Genomic DNA, 22,549 nt, shown 5'->3' with positions numbered 1-22,549 from the left:
CCGAAGCGTGCTATTGTGCAGTGCACAAACGTGCCGGGCCCCCGAAAGTGCCGTGCCCGCAGCGTGCCGCGCCAGGGGCCGCGCCAAACAACGAGGAGACGAACATGACCCAGACCCCGAACTACGAGATCCCGACCGAGATGCGGGACTTCGCGGAGAAGAGCGTCGAGCAGGCCCGCAAGGCGTTCGACTCGTTCCTCGGCGCGGCGCGCAAGACCGCCGACACCCTCCAGGGCTCGGCCGAGATGGCCCGCACCAACGCCCAGGAGACCTCGAGCCGCGGCTTCTCCTTCGCCGAGCAGAACGTGAACGCCGCGTTCGACCTCGCCCAGAAGCTCGTCCGCTCGAAGGACGTGCAGGAGGCGATGCAGCACCAGGCCGAGTTCGTGCGCAGCCAGTTCGCCGCCATGCAGACGCAGGCCCGCGAGTTCGGCGGCCTCGCCCAGAGCGCGATGCAGCAGAGCGCCGAGAACGCCAAGCAGGCGATGCAACAGGGCGCCGAGCAGGCCCGCAACGCCATGCAGCAGGGTGCCGAGCAGGCCCGCCAGGCGATGCAGAAGGGCACCGACGCCGCCCGCAGCGCCACCGACCAGGCCACCAACGCCGCCAAGGACGCCGCGTCCTAAGACGCACGCTTCCGGGCCGACGTCAGAACGGTCACGGCCGCGCTCCGGGAGGGGCGCGGCCTTTTTTCGTCGTCACGCGCGAGGCACGCGATCCGGCAGAGCCGCGTGCCGGACGCTCACACCGCATCCGGCGTCTTGCTGCGGTGCAGCGGACCGATGCCGACCTCGATCTCGTCGAGCCCGTCATCGGCGTCGAGATCCTCGGCGCCGGACCGGTGGACCGGCGGGTCGCAGGCGCGGATCAGCCGGACGATCTGCATCGCCCGGTCTGCGCAGTCGGGCGAGATGCGGGCGATGTCCTCCGCGAGTTCGAGGACCGCGTCGAGGGTGCGCTGCCACTGGGCCGAGGTGGTCACGGCGGATCTCCTGGCTCGATCTCGCGGCGCGACCCGAAGGCCGCACCGGCCACGATTTGCCGCGCCGGGGCGGTTCGGCTACCGAGGCGGCGCCGGGGCGCCCGGCTCGCGGCGTCACGCAGGGTAACGCCCCGCCAGAGAGGAACGCAATGATGCGAGGGTTCGTTCGCGCCGGCCTGTCGTCGGCCGTGCTTTTGGTCGCGGTCCTGACCGGCTCGGCCCAGGCGCAGTACTACCGGGAGGACACGCCCCCCGGCTACGGCTACGACCGCTACGAGCGTCCGGCCCCGCGGCGCGCGGTCGGCTACAATTGCGATGCGGTGCAGCGCGGCTTCACCGGGCGGCAGCCCTATTCCTGCCCGCTGCCCGGGCCGCGGCCGCTCGGCGTCCGCTGCTTCTGCGACGTGCCGCTGGCGAGCTTCAGCGCGCCGCAGCCGCCGGCCCCGGGCCGCGTGTCGCCCTGACGAACGAAGAGGGCCGCCCCCGAGGGCGGCCCTGTCCGGACCGACGATCGACGAGTCGGGGGCTTAGTTCAGCACCACCACCTTGGCGCCGACCTTGACCCGCGAATACAGGTCGGTGACGTCGTCGTTGGTCATGCGGATGCAGCCGGAGGACACGGCCTGGCCGATCGTGTCGGGCTCGTTCGAGCCGTGGATGCGGTAGAGAGTGCCGCCGATATACATCGCGCGAGCGCCGAGCGGGTTGTCGATGCCGCCGGCCATGTAGCGCGGCAGGTCGGGGCGACGGGCCAGCATCTCCTTCGGGGGCGTCCAGGACGGCCACTCGCGCTTGGCGGTGATCGTCTTCGTGCCCGACCAGGTGAAGCCCGGGCGGCCGACGCCAACGCCGTAGCGGAGAGCCATGCCGTCGCCCAGCACGAGGTAGAGCCGGCGCTCGGCGGTGGAGACCACGAGCGTGCCCGGGGCGTAGCCGCCGTTGAAGGGAACCAGCTCGCGCGGGATCGGGGCGACCTGCGCCTGATCGGTGCTGCCGGCGGATTGTCCCTGACCATACTGGCCCTGGCCGTAATACCCCTGCGTGCGGTAGCCCGGCGCGTCGTAGGGCTGGCTGGCGTAGTAATCCTCGCCGGGATTGCCGTCGAAGGGATCGTAGGGCGCGGCCTTGGCCGGCGCGGAGGCAAGAACGCACACGCTCAGAGCGCCCGCCAGGGCGGTAGCGAAGATCTTCATGGCCGGAGCCTTACCTCAGCAGTTACCTTTGCTGTACAATGCTGTCCCGGCTCAGTGGTTCCCGGTTAAAGCGACGCTAATGGCGAAGGTGGAGTACCGAGTCCGGTGGAACGGTTCACGACCGGTTGATCGGGTCGGTTGCATCCGAGCGATGGCCTCAGCGGATCAGGGTACCTCGTCGGTATGGACCTGGAAGCCGGCGAGCAGCGAGGGGCCGAAATTGGTCGAGATCGCCACGTCGGTGGCGTCGCGGCCCCGCGCCATGACGATGCGGCCGATCCGCGGCCTGTTGTGGCGCGCGTCGAACGTGTACCAGCGCCCGCTCAGGTACACCTCGAACCAGGCGGAAAAATCCATCGGATCGGGCACCGCCGGCACGCCGATATCGCCGAGATAGCCGGTGCAGTAGCGCGCCGGGATGTTCATGCAGCGGCAGAAGGTGACGGCGAGGTGCGCGAAGTCGCGGCACACGCCCTCGCGCTGGTTGAAGCCGTCGAGGGCCGAGCGGGTCGCGTCGGCGCGCTGGTAGTCGAAGCGGATGTGGTTGTGGACGTAGTCGACGATGGCCTGCACCCGGGCCCAGCCCTCGGGCGTGTGGCCGAAGAGCTGCCAGGCGGTGTTCGACAATTTGTCGGTGTCGCAGTAGCGGCTGCCGAGCAGGTAGACCATCACGTCGTCGGGCAGGTCCTGCACCGGGTGCTGCACCGCGTCGGGCGCGACATCGTCGGGCCAGCCGCTGTCCTGGACCAGGAAGTCGGCCGAGATGGTCAGCCGTCCCGGTGGGGCGACGATCCGGGTGCAGGTGTTGCCGTAGCGGTCGGCATAGTCGCGGGCCGGGATCGGCGGGTCGAAGCGCATCGCCGGCGAGGTGAGGCAATCGCCGAGCCGTGAGGGATGCACGCTGAGCATCAGCAGCATCGGCGTCGGAGCCGGGGAATCGAAGGTGATCGCGTACCCGGTCCGGATCCTCATGACGGTGCTGGCTCCCTGATGCTGCCGATGGGACGATCCCATCGGGACAACACAGGGTAAGGCCCCGGCGTCGCCGCGGGTTGCGCGAAGAATCGGCAGGCGCTGACCGAAGTTTCGCCGTCTCGGCCAATCCGCGACCAGGGGCGGGCGATTCTCGGCGAGCGCGCGGCCCGGCGCCTCAGCCGCGCCGGGCGCGGGCCTCGAAGGCCGCCGCCATCGTGTCGTCGTGGCGCCCCAGGGTCTCGAGGCGCTCGGCCCGCCGGTTCTGCTCCTGGCTTTCCTCGCCCGGACTCAGCTCGGCGAAGACCCGTGCCTGCTCGGCCTGCAGGCGGTGGCGCTCCGCCTGCTCGCGGAAGAAGGCCGCCTGCTGTCCCGCCGTCGCGGCGTACTCGGCCTGGTAGCTGTCGCGCTCGTTCGTCTTCATCTCCAGATCCCCCGATCTGCCCGGCCGGTCTCTTTCGGCCCACGACCTCCTGGATGTCGCGCGGCGCTCGGCCGCGCGACCGTCACCCTCACAATAAGGCACGAGCGGCGTGCCGATCAAATCCGCCGAACAGGCAGATCCGCCGAAAGGGAAGGGGCCGGCCGCGCGCTTACGCTACCGGCGGGCGCGGCGTGCGCGCCGCCTGCTCGGCGAGGGCCAGCAGGTCGGGCGCCCGCTCGATCGGCACCGCCTGCGGCGGCAGCTGCGCCTCGGGCACGCGGGCCTCGGGCCGGGGCGGCTGCGCCACGACGAGGTGGATCGTCGGCCAGAGCATCGCCACGGCGCGGGCGAGCCCCGCCCCGTCGAGGGCGCCGTCGCGTTCGGTCGGCAGGCCGATCAGCACCAGGGCGACCTCGCCGCCGTTCACGCGCAACGCCTCGAGCCCGGCATCGGGATCGAGGCAGCGGATCGTCTCGAGGCCCGCGCGGGCCAGGAGCGAGGCGGCCTCGCCCGCGCCGGGCACGTCGCCGACCAGGAGGGCGAGGCGGCCGGCGGGGATCCCGCCGGGAGGGCCGGCCTCGGCCCCGTCGCCGGCCTGCCGCGCGCGGCCGGTCTCCCGGGCCGTCTCCACCTCGCGCGCCTCCAATTGGCGCAGCAGGGCGCTCAGCCGCTCCGGCACCGATTCGGCCACCAGGCCGTCATAGGCCGCGGCGAGGCCCGCCCCGAGAGCGTCGAGGGAGAGGGTGGGTGTGAGTGGCGTGCCGCCCGTCCGGCACCCGGCGCCCGCCGCGCCCATCGTCACCTCCTGATTCCGTCGTTCCGGTCAGGAGGATAAATCTCGACCCGGGGTGAGGTTTCCCCAGAAGAACGCGTCGCGGGACAGCTTTTTCGCGAGCTCTCAGGGGGTATCGGCGGCGTAGGCCATCACGCCCATCAGGGCGCCGACGTCGCGGTAGCGGGCACCGCGGGTGCTCATCATCGCCTCGAACTTGTCGTGGACCTGCGCCACCGTGAGGCTGCGGGCTTTCCGTTTGCCGACGCGCTCGTAGAAGATCGGGCGGTTCGCCTTGGCGGGTTTCGGCAGCAGGGCGGCCGCCTCGGCCTTCGGCTCCTCGACCACCTTGGCCATGAACCGCTCCGCATCGTCCGGCCCGAGGAAGTGGGCGAGGTAGGTCTCGCCGAGGGTGAGGTCGCGGCCGATCCGGGCGGCGATGCGCGCGGCATCGCGCTTCAGCATCTCGCCGGCCATCAGGGCGGAGAGGGAGGGATCGCGGCGCAGGTCGAGGATGCGGGCGCGCTCGGCGGAATCGGCAACGCCGTTATCCTCGCCGATCAGCCCCGCCTCGCGGGCATAGCCGTGCTGGGGACCGAATTCCCGCATCACCTGCAGCCAGGTGCGCTCGATGAACTGGTAGAGGCCGGTGGCGGACGAGGTCCGGGCCTGGACCTCGGTCACGAAGCTCGATTCCTTGTCGGCCACCGCCATCAGCAGCACCGGGTCGGTGCGCACGGTCGCGGCGGCCCGCACGATGGTCTGGACGAGGTGGCGCCGGATCCGCATCGGCCCGAAGCTCAGCACCTCGTTGGGGTCGCCCCCGGTGCTGGCGGCGAGCAGGTCGTCGTAGGAGACCCGATCGACGCCGGACGAGCCGAGGGCGGTGTCGAGGTCGTGGACCGGTTCGCGCAGAGGGGCCATCGAGGGCGCGTCGCGGCCGGGCGTCGCCGGTGCCTTGACGGTCTGGATCTTGGGAGTGGGCATCACCAGGAGGTCGGCCATCATGGTGACGGCCGGGCGGGCGGTCATCAGATCGGCGCCGTACTGATGCAGAAGGGCGGACAGGCCTGCGGCGAAGCACCCCGCCGCGAGCAGCGTGCGCGCCATGACCGGCACGCCCCCGTGGGCGGCGCGGCTGCCGAGCGACAGCGCGTCACCCGAGAGGACGTTCCCGGAGAGGGCGATTCCCGGCGCCCCCGCCATCCGCAGGCCGCTCCGCTGTGCCGGTCCGTCCGCTCGACGTCTCATATGGTGTATCGCCCCGGTTTCCACGCCTCTGGGACGCAAGAAGCCGGTGAGATGTGGCGATAAAACGGCGATGCTCTCACAGCTCATCGCCGTCTCACATAAGCTTCGCCGTACGAGCCGCCGAGCATTCGGGTCCCGTTACGGCCAAGCTTGACCTGAGGAACCGCTCCGGTGACTGCGAATGCCGATGTTGCAGTGCGGCGAAGCGCTCCCGGTTCAGCGTGCTGCGGGCTGGACGGCGGTGTCGCGGTCGCGCTGGCGCTTGTTGGCCTGGTGGCGGCCGAGCGCGCAGCCTGCGGCTGCGCCCGCGAAGGTGTGGCCGACCGCGTGGCCGGCGATGCCGCCGACGACCGCGCCCTTGATGCAGCCTTTCGCCTCGGCGGCTCCGGCAAAGCCGGCCAGACCCACGGCCAGCACGGCGCCGGCGATCATCTTGCGCATGGTCATCTCTCGTACGTCACGTCATGGACGTCACTGAACAGGCCAAGTCGTGATCCGGTTCCCTCGCCCGCCTGACCTAGGCCGAGGCGCGACCGGACTCGACGGATGCCGCGTTCAGGCGTGCGCCAGGACGTAGATCTGCAGCGCGACCTCGACGGCGAGCAGGAACGCGATCACCGCGAGGAGCAGGGCCAGTACGGCCTGGCCGCGGGTGTCGAACAGCCCCAGGACCTGGGCGACGACGCTCCGCTTCGGCCGCCCGGCTGCCGTCCCGGGCGGGCCCGCGCCCGTCGGCGTCCCCGTCGGCCGGGATCCTGCCCGGGGCGACGCCTCGATGTCTCCGGGCTCGACGTCTGCCGGCCCGGGCTCCTCGGCCGTGAAGTCCCTCGGCCGGAATTCCTGGATTTCGAAGCTCGGCCGATAGGCACCGACCGGCACCTGGATCCGGACCGGCCAGAACCGGCCCTCGTCGGCGTAGACCTCGTCGAGGACCCGGCGCAGGCGGCCGGCCTCGACCCGCACGCTCGGATCGTTGCTCGGATCGAAGCTGTCGGCTCGGCCGAGGGCCTGGGTGGCGATGGTGTAGGCCTTGATCGCCTCGCCCCGCCCGGCCAGTTCCTCGTCGACGATGTAGCTCAGGAAGGCGGCCAGCTTCTGCGACCGTCGGAACGCGGGGGCGCGCAGGCAACCGTCGAGGCTGCGGCGCACGGCCTCGGCGGAGACGGGGTCCGTGCTGGTCTCTTCCTTCATCACAGCTCAGTCCGGCCCGCCGATCGATGCGGGTCGACCACTACAATCATTTGCATGAAAGGTTGCTCCATACATTATGCGTATAATCGCGAGGTGCGGGAACTCGTCGTAATCAGGTCTGACGCCGTTGCGAGACCGAAGCCTGCGTCCGGATCGCTGCGTTCTGCTGCCCGTTGCGATGCGGCGCGCGACTCGGCGCGCGACCTGGCCCACGACTTTACCCGCGATTCGGCCCGGGTCCCGGCACCATGCCTGCCGGCCCGGTCCGACCACGGCAATGGTCGGTTTCCTCCCCGGCAATAGGCAGGGAGAGTATTCGCGGGACCTTAACCGATCGCTAACCATATCGGCCGGAAGATCCGACGAAGCTGACCGCACCGAGGTGATCCATGCCGCAAGCTCAGACCCGCCCGCTGCCCACGGCGTTCGCGCGCTATCCGATCCCGCTCGAGCTGCTGGCCGTCCTGCATCGCGCCAGCGAGGACGATGTGGATGCCCTGGTCTCGCGCATGCCGGAGACCGGGCGGGCGCGGCTGGCGGCCTACTGCACCGACAAGGACCACCTGCACCGGCTCGGCCTGCGCATCGCCGGCACCTGCGACGAGGCCGCCCTGGTGCGGGTCGTCGGGGCCGATGCGGGGGCGAGCCTCTACGCCCAGTCGCGCCCGGCCGGAATGCTGCCGAGCTGAGGCGCCCACCGCCCCGCATCACGACGTCACCTTCGAGGGGCTGCCGAGGGGCTGCATCGCGCGGCCCCTCTTTGCGTTGGCGGTCGCGCACCAACCGAGTCGCCCGACTCGCACCGGCCATCGGCTCCGGGAGAATGGCATCGGGACAGCGGGGGCACCAAGAAAAAAGGCCGCTCTCGCGAGCGGCCCGAAGTCTAGGGAGGAAACGCCCAAAGAGGGCTGCAAGGCCGCGACGCCATCGCGACCGTGCGATGCACAATCTAGCGTGCGCCGCACAAAACGCAAGCGCTATTTTCGGTTTCGCGCGCAACCGAAACGAATGGCAGCGCTGCACTCCTCTCAAGGTTTCGGAAGTGGGTTTCGGATCAACGCGTTCGCGGGTCTGGGCCGTGAGCGCCGCAGCCCAATGGGCGAGGGGCCGGGGAGGAACCGGGCCTGCGCGGCGAGGGTTGAGCGGACACAACAACCCTCGGAGGAAACCTGATGATCCGTTTTACCGCTCTCGGTGCCGGACTGGTCCTGCTCGCCGGGACGCTCGGTGCGGCCGCCGGCCCCTGCGCCCCCGGTCAGGTTCCCGGACAGACCGCGCAGAAGATGGACAGGAGCTCGAATGTCGATCCCCCCGCCACCGCCTCGGTGACGCCCGGCGCGAAGGCGGAATCGCCCGGAACGGTCGGGGCGATGCAGAACATCGGCTCGCAGACCGCGACATCGCCGGCGGATGTCAGCCGGCAGTCGAAGGGCGAGAAGACCGCCGCGCAGCAGGCCAACGACTGCTGACGCCGGTCGAGCGAACCACGTTCCGCTGATCACGCAGGCTCCTCGCGCGGGGGGCCTGCGCCGTGCGTGGCGCTCGAACGCGGCTCTGCCGGCCCGAATCGTCGCAGCGCTCAGTGCGCCGGCATCCGGGCAGCCCCGGCCGCGTTGCCTTCCGCGAACTTCCGGTGCGCCGCGTCGTCGGCCGGCACCGGATGAGAGAGACGACAGGAGAGGAGGACAGACATGGCCGACCGGACGCCCGAGATGGCCAGGGCCCAAATCGCCTTCGCGCTGCAGGCCAAGCGCGAGTCGCTGGCAGCGGCGACCGACGTCCTGCGGACCTCGCCCGAGGATGGCGAGGCGCGCCGCACCGTCGAGCGGCTGACCGAGGATGTCGGCCGCCTGGAGATCCAGCTGCGCGGCGCCGCCTGACGAGAGCCGGCCCGTCAGGGTCGGCCTGGACCGATCAGGCCGCGGGCGCGCCCTTCAGGTAGCCCTTCGCCCGAAGGTATTCCCGCAGGATGAGGCAGATCGCCTCGCCGCGGGAGAGCTGCTCCACGGCGGCGAATTCGGTCAGACCCTGCGCGAGGTCATCGGGGATGTGGAACGCTTCCTCGTCGCGGACTGACCCGGGGTCCCCGGGTCCGTCGGGCGTCTCGCTGGTATCGGTCATCGGGCGCCTCCGGCTCGTTCCCGGGTATCGCGCCGGGGAAGCGATCGTTCCGCCTACCGCCAACGGTCACCCTCGATCGGGTGGGCGCCGCACCGGATGACGCGCTTGCCCGGCCGGCGCACCCGGCGGACGATCGTCCCGAGCCCGGGTCGGGCTCGGGACGAGGGAGAATGGGCATGGGACCGGGCGCGCTGACCGAACTGCGGCGCATCGCCGGGCTGGCGGGTCTCGCCTGCCTGCCAGTGCTGGTCTGGCTGTCCTGGATCCCGAAGGACTGGGAGCTGCGCACCGGCGCGGCCGGCCAGCTGGAGCACCTCGTCGCCTATGCGGGCACGGCCGGCCTCCTCGGCCTCGGGTTTCCCCGCGGGCCGGCCTGGCGGCTCGCCCTCGCCCTCGTCCTGCTCGCGGGCATCCTGGAGATCGGTCAGATCTGGGTTCCGGGCCGCACCGCGCAGGTCATCGATTTCGCGGCGAGCGCCGGCGGCGCCCTGCTCGGGCTCGCCGCCGCGCGCACCCTCGCCGGCCGCCGGATCGCAGCCGGGCAGGACCCCATGCGACAAGACCCTTTGCAGAAAGTCTCGTAGGCGGCCGTCAGGCCGCCCGCACCATCCGCGGCCGGGCCGGGCGCGATGTCAGGCGCACGGGCTCCTCCGGCCCGCGCACGGTGAGGGCGAGGCTCACGGTCATGACGGCGTCGCCCGCCCGGTCGCGCACCCGCACCTTCAGGTCGGAGAGGTCGGCGCCGGCCAGGCCGGCGCCGGCGAACTCGATCGCCGTGCGGGTCGCCTCGCTGCGGATCTCGTCCTGGCTGCAGAGAATCAGTCCGATATCGTCCCGGCACTGCCAGGCACCGGCGCTCAGATCGAAGAAGTAGCGCTGCACACCGTCCTCCCCTCGTTCTGGGGAGAGATGTGCACAGACCTTATGGCCTATGCTTTAACAAATTTGAAAGGATTGGTCCGGATCCGGCATCGTGACCGGCCTGTGTTGCGCCGGGGCCTCGATCCTCGCGCAATCCGATCCGCGGGCCTTGGGCCGCGAGGGTCGTGGTACCGCCACCCCGGCTCGAACGGGGGACCTCTAGATCCACAATCTAGCGCTCTAACCAACTGAGCTATGGCGGCTCGCGACGGGGGGCTGTGTAGTCCGGCCGGAGCGCCGTGGCAAGCGCCGTTCGGCGGCTTTCGCGCCGGAAGGGTGGGAAACTGCGCCGGCTAGGTCGGGAATCCCGATCGACCGGCCGGCTCTCACGCCCTAAACCGCTGCCGGCGCCCGCCCTGCCCCTCGAGAGCCCGCCCGACGGTCCGATGACGCCCAAATCCGAGACGGTCCGCCGCTCCCTCACGGAGAGCGCCCTCGTGCTGGCGCCGGGGGCTTTGCGCGCCTGGGTGCGCGGCGGCGAGATCGGCCTGATCCTGCTCGCGGCCCTCGTCGGCTGCGTGTCGGGGGGGCTGGTGAGCGCCATGGGCTGGGCCGCACAGGCCGCCCACGAGTGGCTGTTCGGCCTCGACCTCGACGAGCGCCTGAGCGCGGCGGCCCGTGTGTCGCCCCTCGTGGCCCTCGGCGTGCCGGCTCTGGGCGGTGCGCTGCTCGGCCTGGCGGTCTGGCTCGGGGGCCGCGTCCGGCGGGTGCCCGGCAGCCCTGTGATCGACCCGATCGAGGCCAACGCCCTGCATGGCGGCCGGCTCTCGCTGCGGGATTCGGTGCTGGTCGCGGTGCAGAACCTGATCTCGAACGGCTGCGGCGCCTCGGTCGGGCTCGAGGCCGGCTACACCCAGATCTCCGGCGGGGTCGCCTCGCGGCTCGGGCTGAGCTTCGAATTGCGCCGCAACGACATGCGGGTGCTGGTGGGCTGCGCGGCGGCGGCCGCCATCGCGGCGGCGTTCGGGGCGCCGCTGACGGGGGCGTTCTACGCCTTCGAACTCATCATCGGCACCTACGCCATCGGATCGCTGACCCCGGTCGTCACCGCGGCCTTGGCCGGCGCCTTCGTGTCGCGGGCGCTCCTCGGCCACCAGACCGTCATCACCCTCGGGGCGACCCCGGCGGTCGGCCCGGCCGACTACCTGCCGACCCTCGGCCTCGGGCTGATCTGCGCCGGGCTCGGCATCCTGATCATGCAGGGCGTCACCCTGGTCGAGGAGGGGGTGCGCCGCACGAAGCTGCCGCCGCTCGCCCGGCCGGTCGTCGGCGGCCTCGCGGTCGGGGCGCTGGCGCTGGTGGCGACGCCGCAGGTGCTCTCGGCCGGGCACGGCGCGCTCCACCTCAACCTGTCGGAGGACGGCGCGGCTTTCGGCGCGGCGGGGCTGATCCTGATCTTCCTCGCCAAGGCGCTGGCCTCGGCGATCTCGATCGGCACGGGGTTCCGCGGCGGGCTGTTCTTCGCCTCGCTGTTCCTGGGGGCGCTCGCCGGCAAGATCTTCGTGATGCTGGCCCCGCCGCTGGTCGCCATGGTGCTGCCGCCGGTGACCTACGCGGTGGTGGGGATGAGCGCGCTCGCCGTCGCGGTGATCGGCGGCCCGATGACGATGACCTTCCTGGCTTTGGAGGTGACCGGCGACTTTCCCATCGCGAGCCTGGTGCTGGTGGCGGTGATCGCCTCGTCGCTCACGGTGCGCAAGACCTTCGGCTACTCCTTCGCGACCTGGCGCTTCCACCTGCGCGGCGAGTCGATCCGCAGCGCCCACGACGTCGGCTGGATCCGCACCCTGACGGTGGGCCAGCTGATGCGGCGCGAGGTGCGCACGGTGCGCAGCGACACCACGCTCGCGGCGTTCCGGCGCGCCTTCCCGCTCGGGTCCGGCACCCAGGTCGTCGCCGTCGACGAGGCCGGGCTCTATGCCGGCATCGTGCTCGTCGCCGAGGCCCATGCCGCGCCGATCGACGACAAGGCCGCCGAGACGAAGGTCGTCGACCTCCTGCGCTACCGCGACCAGGTGCTGGTGCCGCAGATGAACGCCAAGGAGGCGGTCGCCCTGTTCGACAAGGCCGAGAGCGAGGCGCTGGCGGTGGTCGAGAGCCGCGAGGCCGGCCGGGTGATCGGCATCCTGAGCGAGAAGCACACCCTCAAGCGCTACAGCGACGAGCTCGACCGCCAGCGCCGGGCGAGCGTGGGGGAGGTGGCATGATCCAGAAGAATTGCCCGCGCCATTGACCGGGAGTGCGGGATGCGCGACGCGGGGGCGCCATAAACTGGAGGAGACACCCATGCCGTCAGCCCAGCGCACCTACCGCATCGCCGTGATTCCCGGGGACGGCATCGGCAAGGAGACAGTGCCGGAGGGGGTGCGCGTGCTGGAGCAGGCGGCCAAGCGCCACGGCTTCACGCTGCAGCAGGACTGGTTCGACTTCTCGTCCTACGATTACTACGCCAAGCACGGCCGCATGATGCCGGAGGACTGGAAGGCGCAGATCGGCGGGCACGACGCCATCTTCTTCGGCGCCGTCGGCTGGCCGGAGAAGATCCCCGACCACGTCTCGCTGTGGAACTCCTTGATCCTGTTCCGGCGCGAGTTCGACCAGTACATCAACCTGCGCCCGGTGCGGCTGATGCCCGGCGTGCCGAGCCCGCTCGCCGGCCGCAAGCCCGGCGACATCGATTTCTGGGTCGTGCGCGAGAACACCGAGGGCGAGTATTCCTCGGTCGGCGGCCGCATGTTCCAGGGCACCGATCGCGAATTCGCCGTGCAGGAATCGGTCTTCACCCGCCGCGGCACCGACCGGGTGCTGAAATTCGCCTTCGAGCTGGCGCGCAGCCGGCCGAAGAAGCACCTGACCTCGGCCACCAAGTCGAACGGCATCTCGATCACCATGCCGTACTGGGACGAGCGGGTGCAGGAGATGGCGCGCCACTATCCCGACGTCGCCTGGGACAAGTACCACATCGACATCCTGACCGCGCATTTCGTGCTGCATCCGGACTGGTTCGACGTGGTGGTGGCCTCGAACCTCTTCGGCGACATCCTGTCGGATCTGGGCCCCGCCTGCACCGGCACGATCGGCATCGCGCCGTCGGGCAACATCAACCCGGACCGGGACTTCCCGTCGCTGTTCGAGCCCGTCCACGGCTCGGCGCCGGACATCGCCGGCCAGGGCATCGCGAACCCGATCGGGCAGATCTGGTCCGGCGCGATGATGCTGGAGCACCTCGGCGAGAAGGAGGCCGCGGCCGAGATCGTCGCCGGGATCGAACGGGTGCTCGCCGAGCGCACCCTGCGCACCCGCGACCTCGGCGGCAACGCCGACACGAGCGCCTGCGGTCTCGCGGTGGCGGAAGCCATCGGGTGATGCGGGTGGGCGCCCGGCACGGCCGGGCGCCCACGGTTCACGATCGGGCGGTCTACAGACGGCGGCGGCCCGTCCCTTCCGCGACCTCATGCTGAGGTGCTGCTGCTTGCGGCAGCCCCGAAGGAGGCCTCCAGGGACCGCGAGGGCTTCCGGAGTCCTCCTTCGCGGCCAAGCGATCGTTGCAAGCGATCGTTGATCGATTCGATCGCCGATCCACGGGCACCTCGGGACGAGGTCGCGGCCGGGAGAAACGGTCTCGCGAGCTCCGCGCCGCTGCCGTGCTCGGGCCGAGCCCTGACCCTCGGGTCTCGAGAGCCCGGCCCGTGACCTGCCGGCCCGCCTTCTCCGCGGCATCGTCGCAGCCGGAGCGTATGCGGGGCGCAGTACGGAACCATTTCCCACACCTCCTCGTTGCGGCCCGGCACTGCGGCGATCCGCGCCATCGGCCGTGCGGGTGCAGTGTCGGGAGAGGGTCATGAGCAAGTCGATTCGCGGCAAGGCGCTGCGCGGAACCATGACGGCCGCCTTGCTGGCGCTGGGCGCGGCCACGGCGTTCGCGCAGGGTGGTGCGGGCGGTGCCGGCGGTGGGGCAGGCGGCGGTGCGGGTGCGGCCGGCGGAGCCGCGGGCGGTGCCGGTGGTGGGGGCGTGGGTGGCGGCGGCGCCGGTGGTGCCGGCGGCGCAGGCGGCGGTGCGGGCGTGGGTGCCGGCGGCGGCGCGGGCGGCGCGGCCGGTCCTCGCGGCGGCGCCGGTGCGGCGCAGCCGGGCGGCGGGGCCGGGGCCGCGGGCGGTGCCGGCCAGCAGCCGGGCGCTCCCGGCGGCCGGGCCGGCGGCGAGGGTACCCAGCCGGGTGCAGGCGGCCGCGGGGCCGAGCAGGGCGAGCGCGGAGGCCGTGGTGGGGCCGAGCAGGGCGGCGAGCGGGGCGCGGAACGCGGTGAGCGTGGCGAGCGGGGTGCCGAGAGAGGCGAGCGCGGGGAGCGCGGGGCCGAACGCGGTGAGCGCGGTGCTGAGCGGGGCGAGCGCGGGGAACGTGGCGGCGAGCGCGGCGGCGGCCGGTCCGAGGCCCGGGGCGCCGTCTCGCGGCTCGACACCACCCAGCGCACCGAGTTCCGTCAGACCATCGTGCGCTCCGGCGTGCGCCCGGTGACGAACGTCAACTTCGCGCTCAACGTCGGCACCGCGGTGCCGCGCTCGGTGACGCTGCACACCCTGCCGCCGGCGATCCTCACCCTGGTGCCGGCCTATCGCGGCTTCCGCTACGTGCTGGTGCAGGACGACATCGTCATCATCGATCCCGACACCTACGAGATCGTGGACGTGATCCGGGGCTGAGGACGGCCTGAGAAAAACTCCTCCGGCTCAGGCACGGTCCTTGAGCCGGAGGATGAACACCGCGAGCTCGGATTGCCGCGACACGCCGAGCTTGGCGAAGACCTGGCGCAGCTGCGAGCGGGCGGTCTCGTGGCGGATGCCGAGGCTCTCGGCGGCCTGGACCAGGGAACGCGATCCGTCCATCAGCAGGGCGAGCCGCGCCTCCGCCGGGGAGAGCCCGAATTGGGCCAGGCGGTCCTGCCCGCCGCTCTCCGCCGCCGCCCGGCGCAAGACCACGAGGGCGAGCTGGTCCGGCGCGAGCAGCCGCGCCATGCCGACGACGCCGCGCAGATCCTGGCGCAGGCCGATCGCGGTGACCTGCCAGGTCTCCGCGCCGACCCGCACCGGGCCCGGCATCCCGCCCGCCGGCGCGCCACCGCAGGCGAGCGCCGCCTCGCGGGCCATCGCCCCGGCGAGGCGCGGGTCGCGCACCTGGATCCGGTCGAGGGCGCCGACCCGCAGCACGTCGCCCGCCGCCAGCAGGGCGTGGCCGGCGCGGCTCGCCTCGACGAGGCGCAGGTCCCGCGTCACCACGAAGGCCGGATCGGCCACCCGCTCCAGCAGCGTCTCGCCGGCCGCGAAGGCGGCGCCGGCGGGGAAACAGGCCCGGTTGGTCTCGATCGCGCGGCGCATCCGCGGCCCGATCCGTTCCATCACGGCGGCGAGCCGGCCGTGCTCGCGCGAGGCCCGGGCGAGGTCGTGCTGCAGGTTGAGCACCGCGAGGCGCCCGTCGGCGTCGATGAGCTTGACCCCGCTCGAGGCTTTCATGCCGCCGAGGCGCGACAGCCAGTCGGCGTAGAACTCGGTGTGGCGCAGGGACGAGGCCGGCATCCGCTCCTCGGAATGCATCGACATCATCGTGGGCGTCGACAGGATCACCGAGATCCACGGGTTCACGGCGCCGTAATGCGCCTCGTAGGACGCGACGGCGGCGGGATCCCAGCCCCAATAGACCAGGGGCAGGCCGGTCCCGGCGGCAGCGTCGACGACCTGGAGCACCGGCCACACCCCGGGCAGGAGGCGGCCGATCTCCGCCATCACGGTGTCCCAGGCCGCTGGGTCGCAGGCGGCGTGATCGATCGCCAGCCCGATCTCCGCGCTCACCCGCTGCGCGTGCTCCGCCTCGCCCATCGCCGTCGATTCCGAATTGCCCGGGCCCCCGCACCGGTTCGGCAGGGTGTCACGGCGTCGACGCGCGAGTCCAGAACTCAGGCTTCGAAACAACGATTTCGCGAGCGGGGACAGCCTCTTCTTGAGGCATGCCATGGCTTGCCCGCGGTGACGCGCGGGACTAGGGTCCCGCCCGCTCGAAGACCCGGACGGCCCAACCCCGGCCCGCCCGGGGCCTTGACCCCAACCCCGGCCCGGCCGGGGCCTTGACCCCAAGCCCGGCCCGGCCGGGCATTGATCCCGAGCCCGGCTCTGCCGGGCACCGATCCCAACCTGTCCGGAGTCGAAGACCATGGGCTTTCTGGCCGACGCCCTCTCGCGCGTGAAACCCTCCGCCACCATCGTGATGACCCAGAAGGCGCGGGACCTGAAAGCCCAGGGGCGCGATGTCATCAGCCTGTCGGTCGGCGAGCCGGATTTCGACACGCCCGAGCACATCAAGCAGGCGGCGGTCGAGGCGATCCGCCGGGGCGAGACCAAGTATCCGCCGGTCTCCGGCATCGTGCCCCTGCGCGAGGCGATCGCCAAGAAGTTCAAGCGCGAGAACGGGCTCGACTACAAGCCGAGCCAGACCATCGTCGGCACCGGCGGCAAGCAGGTGATCTACAACGCGCTGCTCGCCACCCTGAACCCGGGCGACGAGGTGGTGATCCCGCGGCCCTACTGGGTGTCCTACCCGGAGATGGTCGGCCTGTGCGGCGGCACCCCGGTCTTCGCCGAGACCACGATGGCGACGAACTTCAAGCTCCAGCCCGAGGAGCTGGAGCGCGCGATCACGCCCAAGACCAAGTGGGTGATCCTGAACTCGCCCTCGAACCCGTCCGGCGCCGCCTACAGCCACGCCGAGATGAAGGCGCTGACGGACGTGCTGGTGCGCCACCCCCATGTCTGGGTGCTCACCGACGACATGTACGAGCACCTGGTCTACGGCGACTTCGCCTTCGTGACCCCGGCCCAGGTCGAGCCGGCGCTCTACGACCGCACGCTGACCATGAACGGCGTCTCGAAATCCTACGCCATGACCGGCTGGCGCATCGGCTACGCCGCCGGGCCCGAGCAGCTGATCAAGGCGATGGACTTCGTCCAGGGCCAGCAGACCTCGGGTGCGGCGACGATCTCGCAATGGGCGGCGGTGGCCGCCCTCGAGGGGCCGCAGGACCACCTCGCCGAGTTCCGCGCCGCGTTCCAGGTCCGGCGCGACCTCGTCGTGTCGATGCTGAACCAGACCAACGGCCTGCGCTGCCCGACGCCGGAGGGCGCGTTCTACGTCTACCCGTCCTGCGCCGAGCTGATCGGCAAGCGCACGCCGGAGGGCAAGGTGATCGAGACCGACGAGGATTTCGTCACCGAGCTCCTGATGGCCGAGGGCGTCGCCTCGGTGCACGGCTCGGCCTTCGGCCTCGGGCCCAACCTGCGCATCTCCTACGCGACCTCGAACCAGCTCCTGGAGGAGGCCTGCAGCCGCATCCAGCGCTTCTGCGGCTCGCTGCGCTGACGCGCAGATCCAGAGGCCTCGCGTGATTCGACCCGGCGGGCCCGTGCCCGCCGGGTTTTTCGTTGCGCCGGTCAAGCTTTCCCGGCCGACGCGTTTAGACGCAAGCGCCGCCCCTGCATTCCGGTTGCGACCCCGACCCGGTCTGGCTTACACGGACCGTCCTCGATGCCGGCGCGCCCGGAGGCTTCCGGAACCCATCCGGGCTGTGCGGCAAAGAGGTCGGCGATGACGGGGTGGGGCGGACCAGTTCTCTGCAACCATTCCTGTGAGGCTCAGTGGGCCGAGCAGTCGCAGGAGCGTCACGGGTTCGGGGAACAGGAACCGCGACCCTGGCGCATGGCCCACCAAACTTCGCCTCTTTCGCCGATCGGCCGCTCCCGTTGCGGGACAGTCCCGGCGAGCGGGCCGAGGCCGCCCGTTAAGCATTGTGGCCCAGGATCGGCGAAACGGGGCCGGATCGACGGCCCCGACGAAATCGCGGGTCCCGACCAGCCATGTGGCGCCTCCTCACCGGCGGAATCAAAGTCATCATCGCGATCGCCGCGCTGACCACGGCGGCGAACTGGATCGCCTTGCGCGAGAAGGACCGGGCACCGGGTCCGGCCCTGGCGGCGATCCCGGATCCCGCCACCACCGGCACGATCCAGCCCCGCAAGGCCGAGGCCGCCTCGGCCCGCCTCGACCAGCGCGGCCTCGGCCGGTTGATGACCGAGGCCTCGGGGGACGGGCGGCGGCGCTGAGCGGCTGTTTGGATCATCTTTTGTAGAGACACGCCTCTCGGATTCTTCCCGGCTCCACTGTGTCGCCTTTGAATGACACGGAGAACATCGAACCTGTCGAGCGAAGCAAGCACACGCTTGTCGTAAAACTCCCCTTTCCCGGACGACTGGAGCGTCAGCGGAAGGAGATCCGGGATCCAGGAGAGAAGCGCCGCGAAGCGGCTCTATCTTTGCAACGTTGCAAACAGGCAGACGCTTCGCGATTTTTTATGCTGGATCCCGGATCTCCTTCCGCTGACGCTGCAGTCGTCCGGGAAAGGGAGGTGCTCGTGATGCGATGGCGCATCGCTCAACGCCTTCAGCGTGACAGCATTGCTTCCGACGAGGCGGCAACCGCCTCGTCGGACGGTATCCTGTAGCGCCACCTATCCCCGCAGCGCCGCCTCGACCCCCGCGGCGATCTCCAGGAGCCGCCGGTCCTGGCCGTGGCGGGCGAGCAGCATCAGCCCGACCGGCTTTGCCTGACCCGGCAGCGGCAGCGAGATGCCGGTGAGGTCGAACAGGTTCCCCACCATCGTGTTGCGCAGCATCAGGAGGTTGAGGCGGGAGAATTCCGCGTCGTCCTCCGCCACCGCGGCGATGGCGGGCGCCGGGACCGCCGTCGCCGGCAGGGCCAGCACGTCGAGGGGGGTGAGCCGCTCGTCGCCGGCCTCGATCAGCGCGGCGCGACCGCGCATCATCCGGATATAGGCCGCCGCCGTCACGGTGCGGCCGCGGGCAATCCGGGCGTGGACCCGGGGATCGAAGGCGGCGGCCTCGGCGTCGAGCCAGTCGGCGTGGATCTCCGACGCCTCGACCGCGGCGATCGGGCCGGCCGCCGTCGTCTCGGCCATGCGGGCGAGGAGGTCGTCGAACTCGGTGTCGTGGATGCGGGCTCCGGCCCCGCTCAGGGCGGAGAGGGCCGCCTCGAAGGCCTGCGCCACCATCGGGTCGGTGTCGGTGAACAGGAGGCCGCGGGGCACGCCGATCCGCAGGTCGCGCAAGGGGGCCGCCCGGAGCGGACGGTACTCATCGCCCGCCATCACGGCGTCGGCCGCCGCGCAGGCCTCGACCGAGCGGGCCAGCGGCCCGATCGAATCGAGCGAGGGCGAGAGCGGGAAGGCGCCGGCGAGCGGCACGCGGCGGGCGGTGGGCTTGAAGCCGACCACGCCGTTGAGCGCCGCCGGGATGCGCACCGAGCCGCCGGTATCGGTGCCGATGGCGATGTCGGAGGTCCCCAGCGCCGCCGAGACGCCGGCCCCCGAGGACGAGCCGCCCGGCACCAGGCTCGGGTCGGTTGCGTTGCCCGGCGTGCCCCAGTGCGGGTTGAGGCCGAGGCCCGAGAAGGCGAACTCGGACATGTTGGTCTTAGCCAGGATCACCGCGCCGGCCCGGCGCAGGCGGGCCACCACGGGGGCGTCCTGGAGCGCGGCCTCGGCCTTGCGGCGCAGCGACGAGCCGGCGGTCGTCGCCTCGCCCTGCACGTCGAACAGGTCCTTGATCGACACGATGACGCCGTCGAGGGCGCCGAGCGACAGGCCGGCCTTGCGGCGGGCATCGGCGGCGTCGGCGGCGGCGCGGGCGGCCTCCGGGTAGAGCTTGGTGAAGACGTGCCGGCTCGCCGGTTGCTCGATCAGGGCGAGGCGGCGTTCGAGATCGTCGCGGATCGTGCTCATCTCAATCGGTCTCCAGGGAAAGTTTCGGGCGTCGGCGGCTCGTCAGCAGGATCGCGCCATTCCAGCCCAGATTGGTCAGGAGGGCGAGCGGCAGGGCAAGGGCCGGCCCCAGCCGCTCGACCGTGAGGGCGAGGACGGTGAGCGCCGCCACGAAGCCGAGGAGCCCCGGCAGGCTCAGCACCAGGACCGTCGCGGTCGCCGCCCCGCCGATCCGCGGATGCAGGATCACCGCCAGGCTCACCATCACCACCGGCGCGAGGGCGAGGAGCCCCGCCGCCGAGGGCCCGGCGAGGCGCCCGGCCAGCACCACGGCGACGACGAGCGCCATGACGATGCCGGCCCGCACCAGCACGTCGCGCCGCCGCCCCGGCCGTGCCGGCAGCGGGCCGCTCCGGCGCAAGGTCCGGCAGGCGCCGACGCAGGCGAGGATCACCAGCGCGGCCGTCGCGACGGCGCCCGGCAGTCCGCCGCCGAGATGGGCGAGCCCGAGCGCCGCGGCGGCCCACGCCGCGAGCGCGGCGGCGAGCGCGGGCGCGACGCCGTGCCGGCGGGCCAGCCCTGCATAGGTCGCGATCAGCACGGCGGTCGCCGCGACGGCCGGCAGGCTCGCCACCGCGCTGGCGCGCAGGAACCCCGCATCGTGGTCGAGGGCGAGGAAGACGTAGGCCGGCCCGGCCGAGACCGGCAGCGTCGCGATCATCGCGCCCACGAGGGGCCCGGTCCGCTCGACCGCGAGCGAGGCGAGCACCACGATCGTGGCGCTCGCCAGCATCTTGGCGAGGAGCGCCGCCCAGAAGGCGGCGTCCCCGATCCCCGTCAGGGCGGCCAGTGACCCCATCGCGGGTTCAGGCCACCACGGGCAGCACGGCGATGTCGTAGGCGTGGCTCAGGGTGCGGCCGAGCACCGGATCCTCCAGCGCCATCTCGAAGCGGGCGGCCGGACGGATGCCGCCGATCGCGCCGAGCGTGCCGCCGAACATCACCGTGCCGGGGGGGAGGCCCGGCCCGCCCGGGCGGCGCGCCAGCAGGTCGCTCGGGGTGCGCAGGGCCGTCAGCCGGCCCTCCTGGTAGAGCACCCGCTCGCCGTCGATGGTGGCGTGCGCCCGCAGCACCAGCTCGTCCCAGTGCGGCTCGACCTCGTCGAGGCGCCACAGGCCGGTGCCGACCGGCTTGCCGCACATCTGCTTGGAGAGCGCGATCCCGACCGTCTCGGCCTTGCGGTCGGTGTGGTCGGAGCCGAGCCCGAGCCAGAGCCCGTCGGCCAGCGACACGATCACCGGCTCCGCTTCGCCGGAGGAATCCGGGCCCAGCACCTCGAGGCGGGCTTCTTGCGTCAGCGTCGCGGCGGCGGCCCGGTAATAGACCGGGACCGAGGAGGGCGGCGGCACGCCGATCGCCGCCAATTCGTCGATGTGGTGGCGGATCGCCGCCTCGTCCCGCCCGGCCCAGCCGGCGATCACCAGCGCCTCGGGCGCCAGCGCGATCGTGTCCCGGCGGCCCGCGGCCTCGCGATGGAAGGTCAGCATCGGTCTCTCTCCCTGATTCACTCGGCCGGCGCCAGGTCGGCCGCGCTCTCGCGCCAGCGCGCGAAGCCCAGCACCAGGAGGCCCGCCAGCAGTTCCAGCCCGGCGACGAAATACAGCCCGTTGCTCGACGTGCCGGTCAGCGTGTTCGACAGGCCGACCACGTAGGGGGCGACGAAGCCCGCGAGGTTGCCGATCGAGTTGATCGCCGCGATGGCGCCGGCCGCGGCGGTGCCGGCCAAGAAGGTCTGCGGCAGCGACCAGAACACCGGGAAGGCGGCGAGGATGCCGATCGCCGCGACCGTCAGCGCGACGAGTGCCAGCACCGCGTGGCCGATCAGGGCGCCCGTGGCGGCGAGGCCCGCGGCGGCGATGAGGCTGGCCACGGCGCAGTGCAGCCGGCGCTCGCCGGTGCGGTCGGAATGCGCCCCGGTCCACACCATCGCGATGGTGCCGGCGATGAAGGGCACCGCGGCGAGGAAGCCGATCGCGATGGCGCCCTGCACGCCGATCTCCTTGATGATCGACGGCGTCCAGAACGCGATCGTGGCGTTGCCGCTGACGATGCAGAAATAGATCAGGGCGCAGAGCCAGACCCGGCCGTCGCGGAGCGCAACCTTGAAGCTCGCCTCCTTGCCGGCGGCCCGTCCCTCGGCCTCGACGACCACCGTCATCGCGGCGGCGACCTCCGGCTTGAGCCAAGCCGCGTCCTTCGGCCGGTCGGGCAGGAAGGCCAGCACCGCGGCGCCCGCGATCAGGGACGGGATGCCCTCGAGGATGAACAGCCACTGCCAGTTCGCCAGCCCCGAGACGCCGCCCATCGTGCCCATGATCAACCCGGCGAGCGGGCCGCCGACCACGCCCGCGATGGCGAACGAGGTCATGAAAAGGCCGTTGATGCGCGAGCGCTTCGCGCTCGGGAACCAGTAGGTCAGGTAGAGCACCACGCCGGGGAAGAACCCGGCCTCGAACACGCCGAGCAGGAAGCGGATGGCGTAGAAGGCCCATTCCGACTGCACGAAGGCGAGGCTCATCGAGGCGAGCCCCCACAGGATGGTGATCCGCGCCAGCGTCTTGCGGGCGCCGATGCGCTCCAGGAGCAGGTTGCTCGGCACCTCGAACAAGAAGTAGCCGATGAAGAAGATGCCGGCGCCGAAGCCGTAGACCGCCTCGCTGAATTTCAGGTCCGACAGCATCTGCAGCTTGGCGAAGCCGACATTCACCCGGTCGATCCAGGCCAGGATGAACAGGAAGACGAGGAACGGGATCAGCCTGAGCGTCGCCCGGCGATAGCCCTCGTCCAGTTCGTGCGTACTCACGGTCTCCACCCTCGTCATCGCTCTTCTCCCGCGGTCCGCGAACCGG

At 71.7% G+C, this 22,549-nt stretch carries 26 protein-coding genes and 1 tRNA gene; 11 read left to right on the top strand and 16 right to left on the bottom strand.

Annotation, left to right across the window (positions count from 1 at the left end; all coding sequences use genetic code 11):
* The first annotated feature begins 104 nt into the window (after positions 1 to 104).
* On the top strand, positions 105 to 626 hold the full coding sequence (locus tag DK412_RS19200; protein ID WP_109973249.1) for a phasin: 522 nt from the start codon (positions 105 to 107) through the stop codon (positions 624 to 626).
* Between the two features lie 116 nt (positions 627 to 742).
* On the opposite strand, the gene DK412_RS19195 is transcribed toward DK412_RS19200, so the two are convergent.
* Positions 743 to 982 (bottom strand): hypothetical protein, encoded by a 240-nt coding sequence (locus tag DK412_RS19195; protein WP_109973248.1) that lies wholly within the window; start codon positions 980 to 982, stop codon positions 743 to 745.
* Positions 983 to 1,134: 152 nt separating this feature from the next.
* Between DK412_RS19195 and DK412_RS19190 the strand changes: the two genes are divergently transcribed.
* Positions 1,135 to 1,446 carry a hypothetical protein gene (locus DK412_RS19190; RefSeq protein ID WP_109975370.1) on the top strand — a complete coding sequence of 104 codons (312 nt, stop codon included), beginning with the start codon at positions 1,135 to 1,137 and terminating at the stop codon, positions 1,444 to 1,446.
* Between the two features lie 63 nt (positions 1,447 to 1,509).
* Here DK412_RS19190 and DK412_RS19185 read toward each other — a convergent pair whose 3' ends face one another.
* The 7 genes from DK412_RS19185 to DK412_RS19155 all read right to left on the bottom strand — a co-directional run bounded on the left by DK412_RS19185 (position 1,510) and on the right by DK412_RS19155 (position 6,785).
* Positions 1,510 to 2,175 (bottom strand): L,D-transpeptidase, encoded by a 666-nt coding sequence (locus tag DK412_RS19185; protein ID WP_109973247.1) that lies wholly within the window; start codon positions 2,173 to 2,175, stop codon positions 1,510 to 1,512.
* A 165-nt stretch (positions 2,176 to 2,340) separates the two neighbouring features.
* Complete coding sequence (locus tag DK412_RS19180) at positions 2,341 to 3,147, bottom strand: transglutaminase family protein (protein ID WP_109973246.1); 807 nt, start codon at positions 3,145 to 3,147, stop codon at positions 2,341 to 2,343.
* Positions 3,148 to 3,325: 178 nt separating this feature from the next.
* Positions 3,326 to 3,571, bottom strand: coding sequence for a hypothetical protein (locus DK412_RS19175; protein WP_109973245.1), 246 nt, complete (start codon positions 3,569 to 3,571; stop codon positions 3,326 to 3,328).
* A 169-nt stretch (positions 3,572 to 3,740) separates the two neighbouring features.
* Positions 3,741 to 4,367, bottom strand: coding sequence for a NepR family anti-sigma factor (locus DK412_RS19170; protein WP_109973244.1), 627 nt, complete (start codon positions 4,365 to 4,367; stop codon positions 3,741 to 3,743).
* Positions 4,368 to 4,469: 102 nt separating this feature from the next.
* Positions 4,470 to 5,594: a transglycosylase SLT domain-containing protein gene (locus DK412_RS19165; protein ID WP_109973243.1), complete on the bottom strand. Its 1,125-nt coding sequence runs from the start codon at positions 5,592 to 5,594 to the stop codon at positions 4,470 to 4,472.
* Between the two features lie 216 nt (positions 5,595 to 5,810).
* Positions 5,811 to 6,035, bottom strand: coding sequence for a hypothetical protein (locus DK412_RS19160; protein ID WP_109975369.1), 225 nt, complete (start codon positions 6,033 to 6,035; stop codon positions 5,811 to 5,813).
* Between the two features lie 114 nt (positions 6,036 to 6,149).
* Complete coding sequence (locus DK412_RS19155) at positions 6,150 to 6,785, bottom strand: hypothetical protein (RefSeq protein ID WP_109973242.1); 636 nt, start codon at positions 6,783 to 6,785, stop codon at positions 6,150 to 6,152.
* A gap of 389 nt (positions 6,786 to 7,174) precedes the next feature.
* Between DK412_RS19155 and DK412_RS19150 the strand changes: the two genes are divergently transcribed.
* The 3 genes from DK412_RS19150 to DK412_RS19135 all read left to right on the top strand — a co-directional run bounded on the left by DK412_RS19150 (position 7,175) and on the right by DK412_RS19135 (position 8,665).
* Complete coding sequence (locus DK412_RS19150) at positions 7,175 to 7,474, top strand: hypothetical protein (RefSeq protein ID WP_109973241.1); 300 nt, start codon at positions 7,175 to 7,177, stop codon at positions 7,472 to 7,474.
* A 483-nt stretch (positions 7,475 to 7,957) separates the two neighbouring features.
* A complete protein-coding gene (locus DK412_RS19140) occupies positions 7,958 to 8,254 on the top strand; it encodes a hypothetical protein (RefSeq protein WP_109973239.1) in 297 nt (98 codons plus the stop codon).
* Positions 8,255 to 8,497: 243 nt separating this feature from the next.
* A complete protein-coding gene (locus DK412_RS19135) occupies positions 8,498 to 8,665 on the top strand; it encodes a hypothetical protein (RefSeq protein WP_245447090.1) in 168 nt (55 codons plus the stop codon).
* Between the two features lie 34 nt (positions 8,666 to 8,699).
* Here DK412_RS19135 and DK412_RS19130 read toward each other — a convergent pair whose 3' ends face one another.
* The gene (locus DK412_RS19130) at positions 8,700 to 8,906 is read right to left on the bottom strand and encodes a ribbon-helix-helix domain-containing protein (RefSeq protein ID WP_109973237.1); all 207 of its coding nucleotides are present in this window, start codon (positions 8,904 to 8,906) and stop codon (positions 8,700 to 8,702) included.
* A 176-nt stretch (positions 8,907 to 9,082) separates the two neighbouring features.
* Here DK412_RS19130 and DK412_RS19125 point away from each other — a divergent pair, with 176 nt between their 5' ends.
* Entirely contained in the window at positions 9,083 to 9,490 is a 408-nt protein-coding gene (locus tag DK412_RS19125; RefSeq protein WP_204165403.1) for a hypothetical protein, read from the top strand.
* A gap of 7 nt (positions 9,491 to 9,497) precedes the next feature.
* On the opposite strand, the gene DK412_RS19120 is transcribed toward DK412_RS19125, so the two are convergent.
* Both DK412_RS19120 and DK412_RS19115 read right to left on the bottom strand, forming a co-directional pair.
* Positions 9,498 to 9,788 carry a hypothetical protein gene (locus DK412_RS19120; RefSeq protein ID WP_109973236.1) on the bottom strand — a complete coding sequence of 97 codons (291 nt, stop codon included), beginning with the start codon at positions 9,786 to 9,788 and terminating at the stop codon, positions 9,498 to 9,500.
* Between the two features lie 165 nt (positions 9,789 to 9,953).
* Positions 9,954 to 10,030 (bottom strand) — tRNA-His (locus DK412_RS19115).
* 183 nt (positions 10,031 to 10,213) lie between these two features.
* Between DK412_RS19115 and DK412_RS19110 the strand changes: the two genes are divergently transcribed.
* From DK412_RS19110 to DK412_RS19100, 3 genes are all read left to right on the top strand, one after another.
* A complete protein-coding gene (locus DK412_RS19110; RefSeq protein ID WP_109973235.1) occupies positions 10,214 to 12,034 on the top strand; it encodes a chloride channel protein in 1,821 nt (606 codons plus the stop codon).
* Between the two features lie 79 nt (positions 12,035 to 12,113).
* Entirely contained in the window at positions 12,114 to 13,193 is a 1,080-nt protein-coding gene (locus tag DK412_RS19105; RefSeq protein ID WP_109973234.1) for a tartrate dehydrogenase, read from the top strand.
* A 475-nt stretch (positions 13,194 to 13,668) separates the two neighbouring features.
* Entirely contained in the window at positions 13,669 to 14,523 is an 855-nt protein-coding gene (locus DK412_RS19100) for a DUF1236 domain-containing protein (protein WP_109973233.1), read from the top strand.
* A 27-nt stretch (positions 14,524 to 14,550) separates the two neighbouring features.
* Here DK412_RS19100 and DK412_RS19095 read toward each other — a convergent pair whose 3' ends face one another.
* Positions 14,551 to 15,693 carry a helix-turn-helix transcriptional regulator gene (locus DK412_RS19095; protein WP_109973232.1) on the bottom strand — a complete coding sequence of 381 codons (1,143 nt, stop codon included), beginning with the start codon at positions 15,691 to 15,693 and terminating at the stop codon, positions 14,551 to 14,553.
* A 331-nt stretch (positions 15,694 to 16,024) separates the two neighbouring features.
* Here DK412_RS19095 and DK412_RS19090 point away from each other — a divergent pair, with 331 nt between their 5' ends.
* Both DK412_RS19090 and DK412_RS19085 read left to right on the top strand, forming a co-directional pair.
* The gene (locus tag DK412_RS19090) at positions 16,025 to 17,227 is read left to right on the top strand and encodes a pyridoxal phosphate-dependent aminotransferase (protein ID WP_109973231.1); all 1,203 of its coding nucleotides are present in this window, start codon (positions 16,025 to 16,027) and stop codon (positions 17,225 to 17,227) included.
* 494 nt (positions 17,228 to 17,721) lie between these two features.
* A complete protein-coding gene (locus DK412_RS19085) occupies positions 17,722 to 17,967 on the top strand; it encodes a hypothetical protein (protein WP_109973230.1) in 246 nt (81 codons plus the stop codon).
* Positions 17,968 to 18,371: 404 nt separating this feature from the next.
* Here the strand turns inward: DK412_RS19085 and DK412_RS19080 are convergent, their stop codons facing one another.
* From DK412_RS19080 to DK412_RS19065, 4 genes are read right to left on the bottom strand one after another with little or no spacing between them, the layout of a single operon-like run.
* Positions 18,372 to 19,661: an amidase gene (locus DK412_RS19080; protein WP_109973229.1), complete on the bottom strand. Its 1,290-nt coding sequence runs from the start codon at positions 19,659 to 19,661 to the stop codon at positions 18,372 to 18,374.
* 1 nt (position 19,662) lies between these two features.
* Positions 19,663 to 20,499, bottom strand: a complete 837-nt coding sequence (locus DK412_RS19075) for a hypothetical protein (RefSeq protein WP_109973228.1) — start codon at positions 20,497 to 20,499, stop codon at positions 19,663 to 19,665.
* A gap of 7 nt (positions 20,500 to 20,506) precedes the next feature.
* Positions 20,507 to 21,187, bottom strand: coding sequence for a DUF2848 domain-containing protein (locus tag DK412_RS19070; RefSeq protein WP_109973227.1), 681 nt, complete (start codon positions 21,185 to 21,187; stop codon positions 20,507 to 20,509).
* Between the two features lie 17 nt (positions 21,188 to 21,204).
* Positions 21,205 to 22,503 (bottom strand): MFS transporter, encoded by a 1,299-nt coding sequence (locus DK412_RS19065; RefSeq protein WP_245447088.1) that lies wholly within the window; start codon positions 22,501 to 22,503, stop codon positions 21,205 to 21,207.
* Between the last annotated feature and the right edge of the window lie 46 nt (positions 22,504 to 22,549).

This window comes from Methylobacterium sp. 17Sr1-1 (assembly GCF_003173775.1).
Taxonomy (GTDB): Bacteria; Pseudomonadota; Alphaproteobacteria; order Rhizobiales; family Beijerinckiaceae; genus Methylobacterium.
Note: the sequence above shows the minus strand (reverse complement) of the source record. Positions and strands in the feature narration are given on the sequence as shown.

What these genes read in the sequence shown, in the direction of transcription:
- DK412_RS19200 (WP_109973249.1), top strand. Translation starts at nt 105, where the DNA reads ATGACCCAGACCCCGAACTACGAGATCCCGACCGAGATGCGGGACTTC.
- DK412_RS19190 (WP_109975370.1), top strand. Translation starts at nt 1,135, where the DNA reads ATGCGAGGGTTCGTTCGCGCCGGCCTGTCGTCGGCCGTGCTTTTGGTC.
- DK412_RS19185 (WP_109973247.1), bottom strand. Translation starts at nt 2,175, where the DNA reads ATGAAGATCTTCGCTACCGCCCTGGCGGGCGCTCTGAGCGTGTGCGTT.
- DK412_RS19180 (WP_109973246.1), bottom strand. Translation starts at nt 3,147, where the DNA reads ATGAGGATCCGGACCGGGTACGCGATCACCTTCGATTCCCCGGCTCCG.
- DK412_RS19175 (WP_109973245.1), bottom strand. Translation starts at nt 3,571, where the DNA reads ATGAAGACGAACGAGCGCGACAGCTACCAGGCCGAGTACGCCGCGACG.
- DK412_RS19170 (WP_109973244.1), bottom strand. Translation starts at nt 4,367, where the DNA reads ATGGGCGCGGCGGGCGCCGGGTGCCGGACGGGCGGCACGCCACTCACA.
- DK412_RS19165 (WP_109973243.1), bottom strand. Translation starts at nt 5,594, where the DNA reads ATGAGACGTCGAGCGGACGGACCGGCACAGCGGAGCGGCCTGCGGATG.
- DK412_RS19160 (WP_109975369.1), bottom strand. Translation starts at nt 6,035, where the DNA reads ATGCGCAAGATGATCGCCGGCGCCGTGCTGGCCGTGGGTCTGGCCGGC.
- DK412_RS19155 (WP_109973242.1), bottom strand. Translation starts at nt 6,785, where the DNA reads ATGAAGGAAGAGACCAGCACGGACCCCGTCTCCGCCGAGGCCGTGCGC.
- DK412_RS19150 (WP_109973241.1), top strand. Translation starts at nt 7,175, where the DNA reads ATGCCGCAAGCTCAGACCCGCCCGCTGCCCACGGCGTTCGCGCGCTAT.
- DK412_RS19140 (WP_109973239.1), top strand. Translation starts at nt 7,958, where the DNA reads ATGATCCGTTTTACCGCTCTCGGTGCCGGACTGGTCCTGCTCGCCGGG.
- DK412_RS19135 (WP_245447090.1), top strand. Translation starts at nt 8,498, where the DNA reads ATGGCCAGGGCCCAAATCGCCTTCGCGCTGCAGGCCAAGCGCGAGTCG.
- DK412_RS19130 (WP_109973237.1), bottom strand. Translation starts at nt 8,906, where the DNA reads ATGACCGATACCAGCGAGACGCCCGACGGACCCGGGGACCCCGGGTCA.
- DK412_RS19125 (WP_204165403.1), top strand. Translation starts at nt 9,083, where the DNA reads ATGGGACCGGGCGCGCTGACCGAACTGCGGCGCATCGCCGGGCTGGCG.
- DK412_RS19110 (WP_109973235.1), top strand. Translation starts at nt 10,214, where the DNA reads ATGACGCCCAAATCCGAGACGGTCCGCCGCTCCCTCACGGAGAGCGCC.
- DK412_RS19105 (WP_109973234.1), top strand. Translation starts at nt 12,114, where the DNA reads ATGCCGTCAGCCCAGCGCACCTACCGCATCGCCGTGATTCCCGGGGAC.
- DK412_RS19100 (WP_109973233.1), top strand. Translation starts at nt 13,669, where the DNA reads ATGAGCAAGTCGATTCGCGGCAAGGCGCTGCGCGGAACCATGACGGCC.
- DK412_RS19095 (WP_109973232.1), bottom strand. Translation starts at nt 15,693, where the DNA reads ATGGGCGAGGCGGAGCACGCGCAGCGGGTGAGCGCGGAGATCGGGCTG.
- DK412_RS19090 (WP_109973231.1), top strand. Translation starts at nt 16,025, where the DNA reads ATGGGCTTTCTGGCCGACGCCCTCTCGCGCGTGAAACCCTCCGCCACC.
- DK412_RS19085 (WP_109973230.1), top strand. Translation starts at nt 17,722, where the DNA reads ATGTGGCGCCTCCTCACCGGCGGAATCAAAGTCATCATCGCGATCGCC.
- DK412_RS19080 (WP_109973229.1), bottom strand. Translation starts at nt 19,661, where the DNA reads ATGAGCACGATCCGCGACGATCTCGAACGCCGCCTCGCCCTGATCGAG.
- DK412_RS19075 (WP_109973228.1), bottom strand. Translation starts at nt 20,499, where the DNA reads ATGGGGTCACTGGCCGCCCTGACGGGGATCGGGGACGCCGCCTTCTGG.
- DK412_RS19070 (WP_109973227.1), bottom strand. Translation starts at nt 21,187, where the DNA reads ATGCTGACCTTCCATCGCGAGGCCGCGGGCCGCCGGGACACGATCGCG.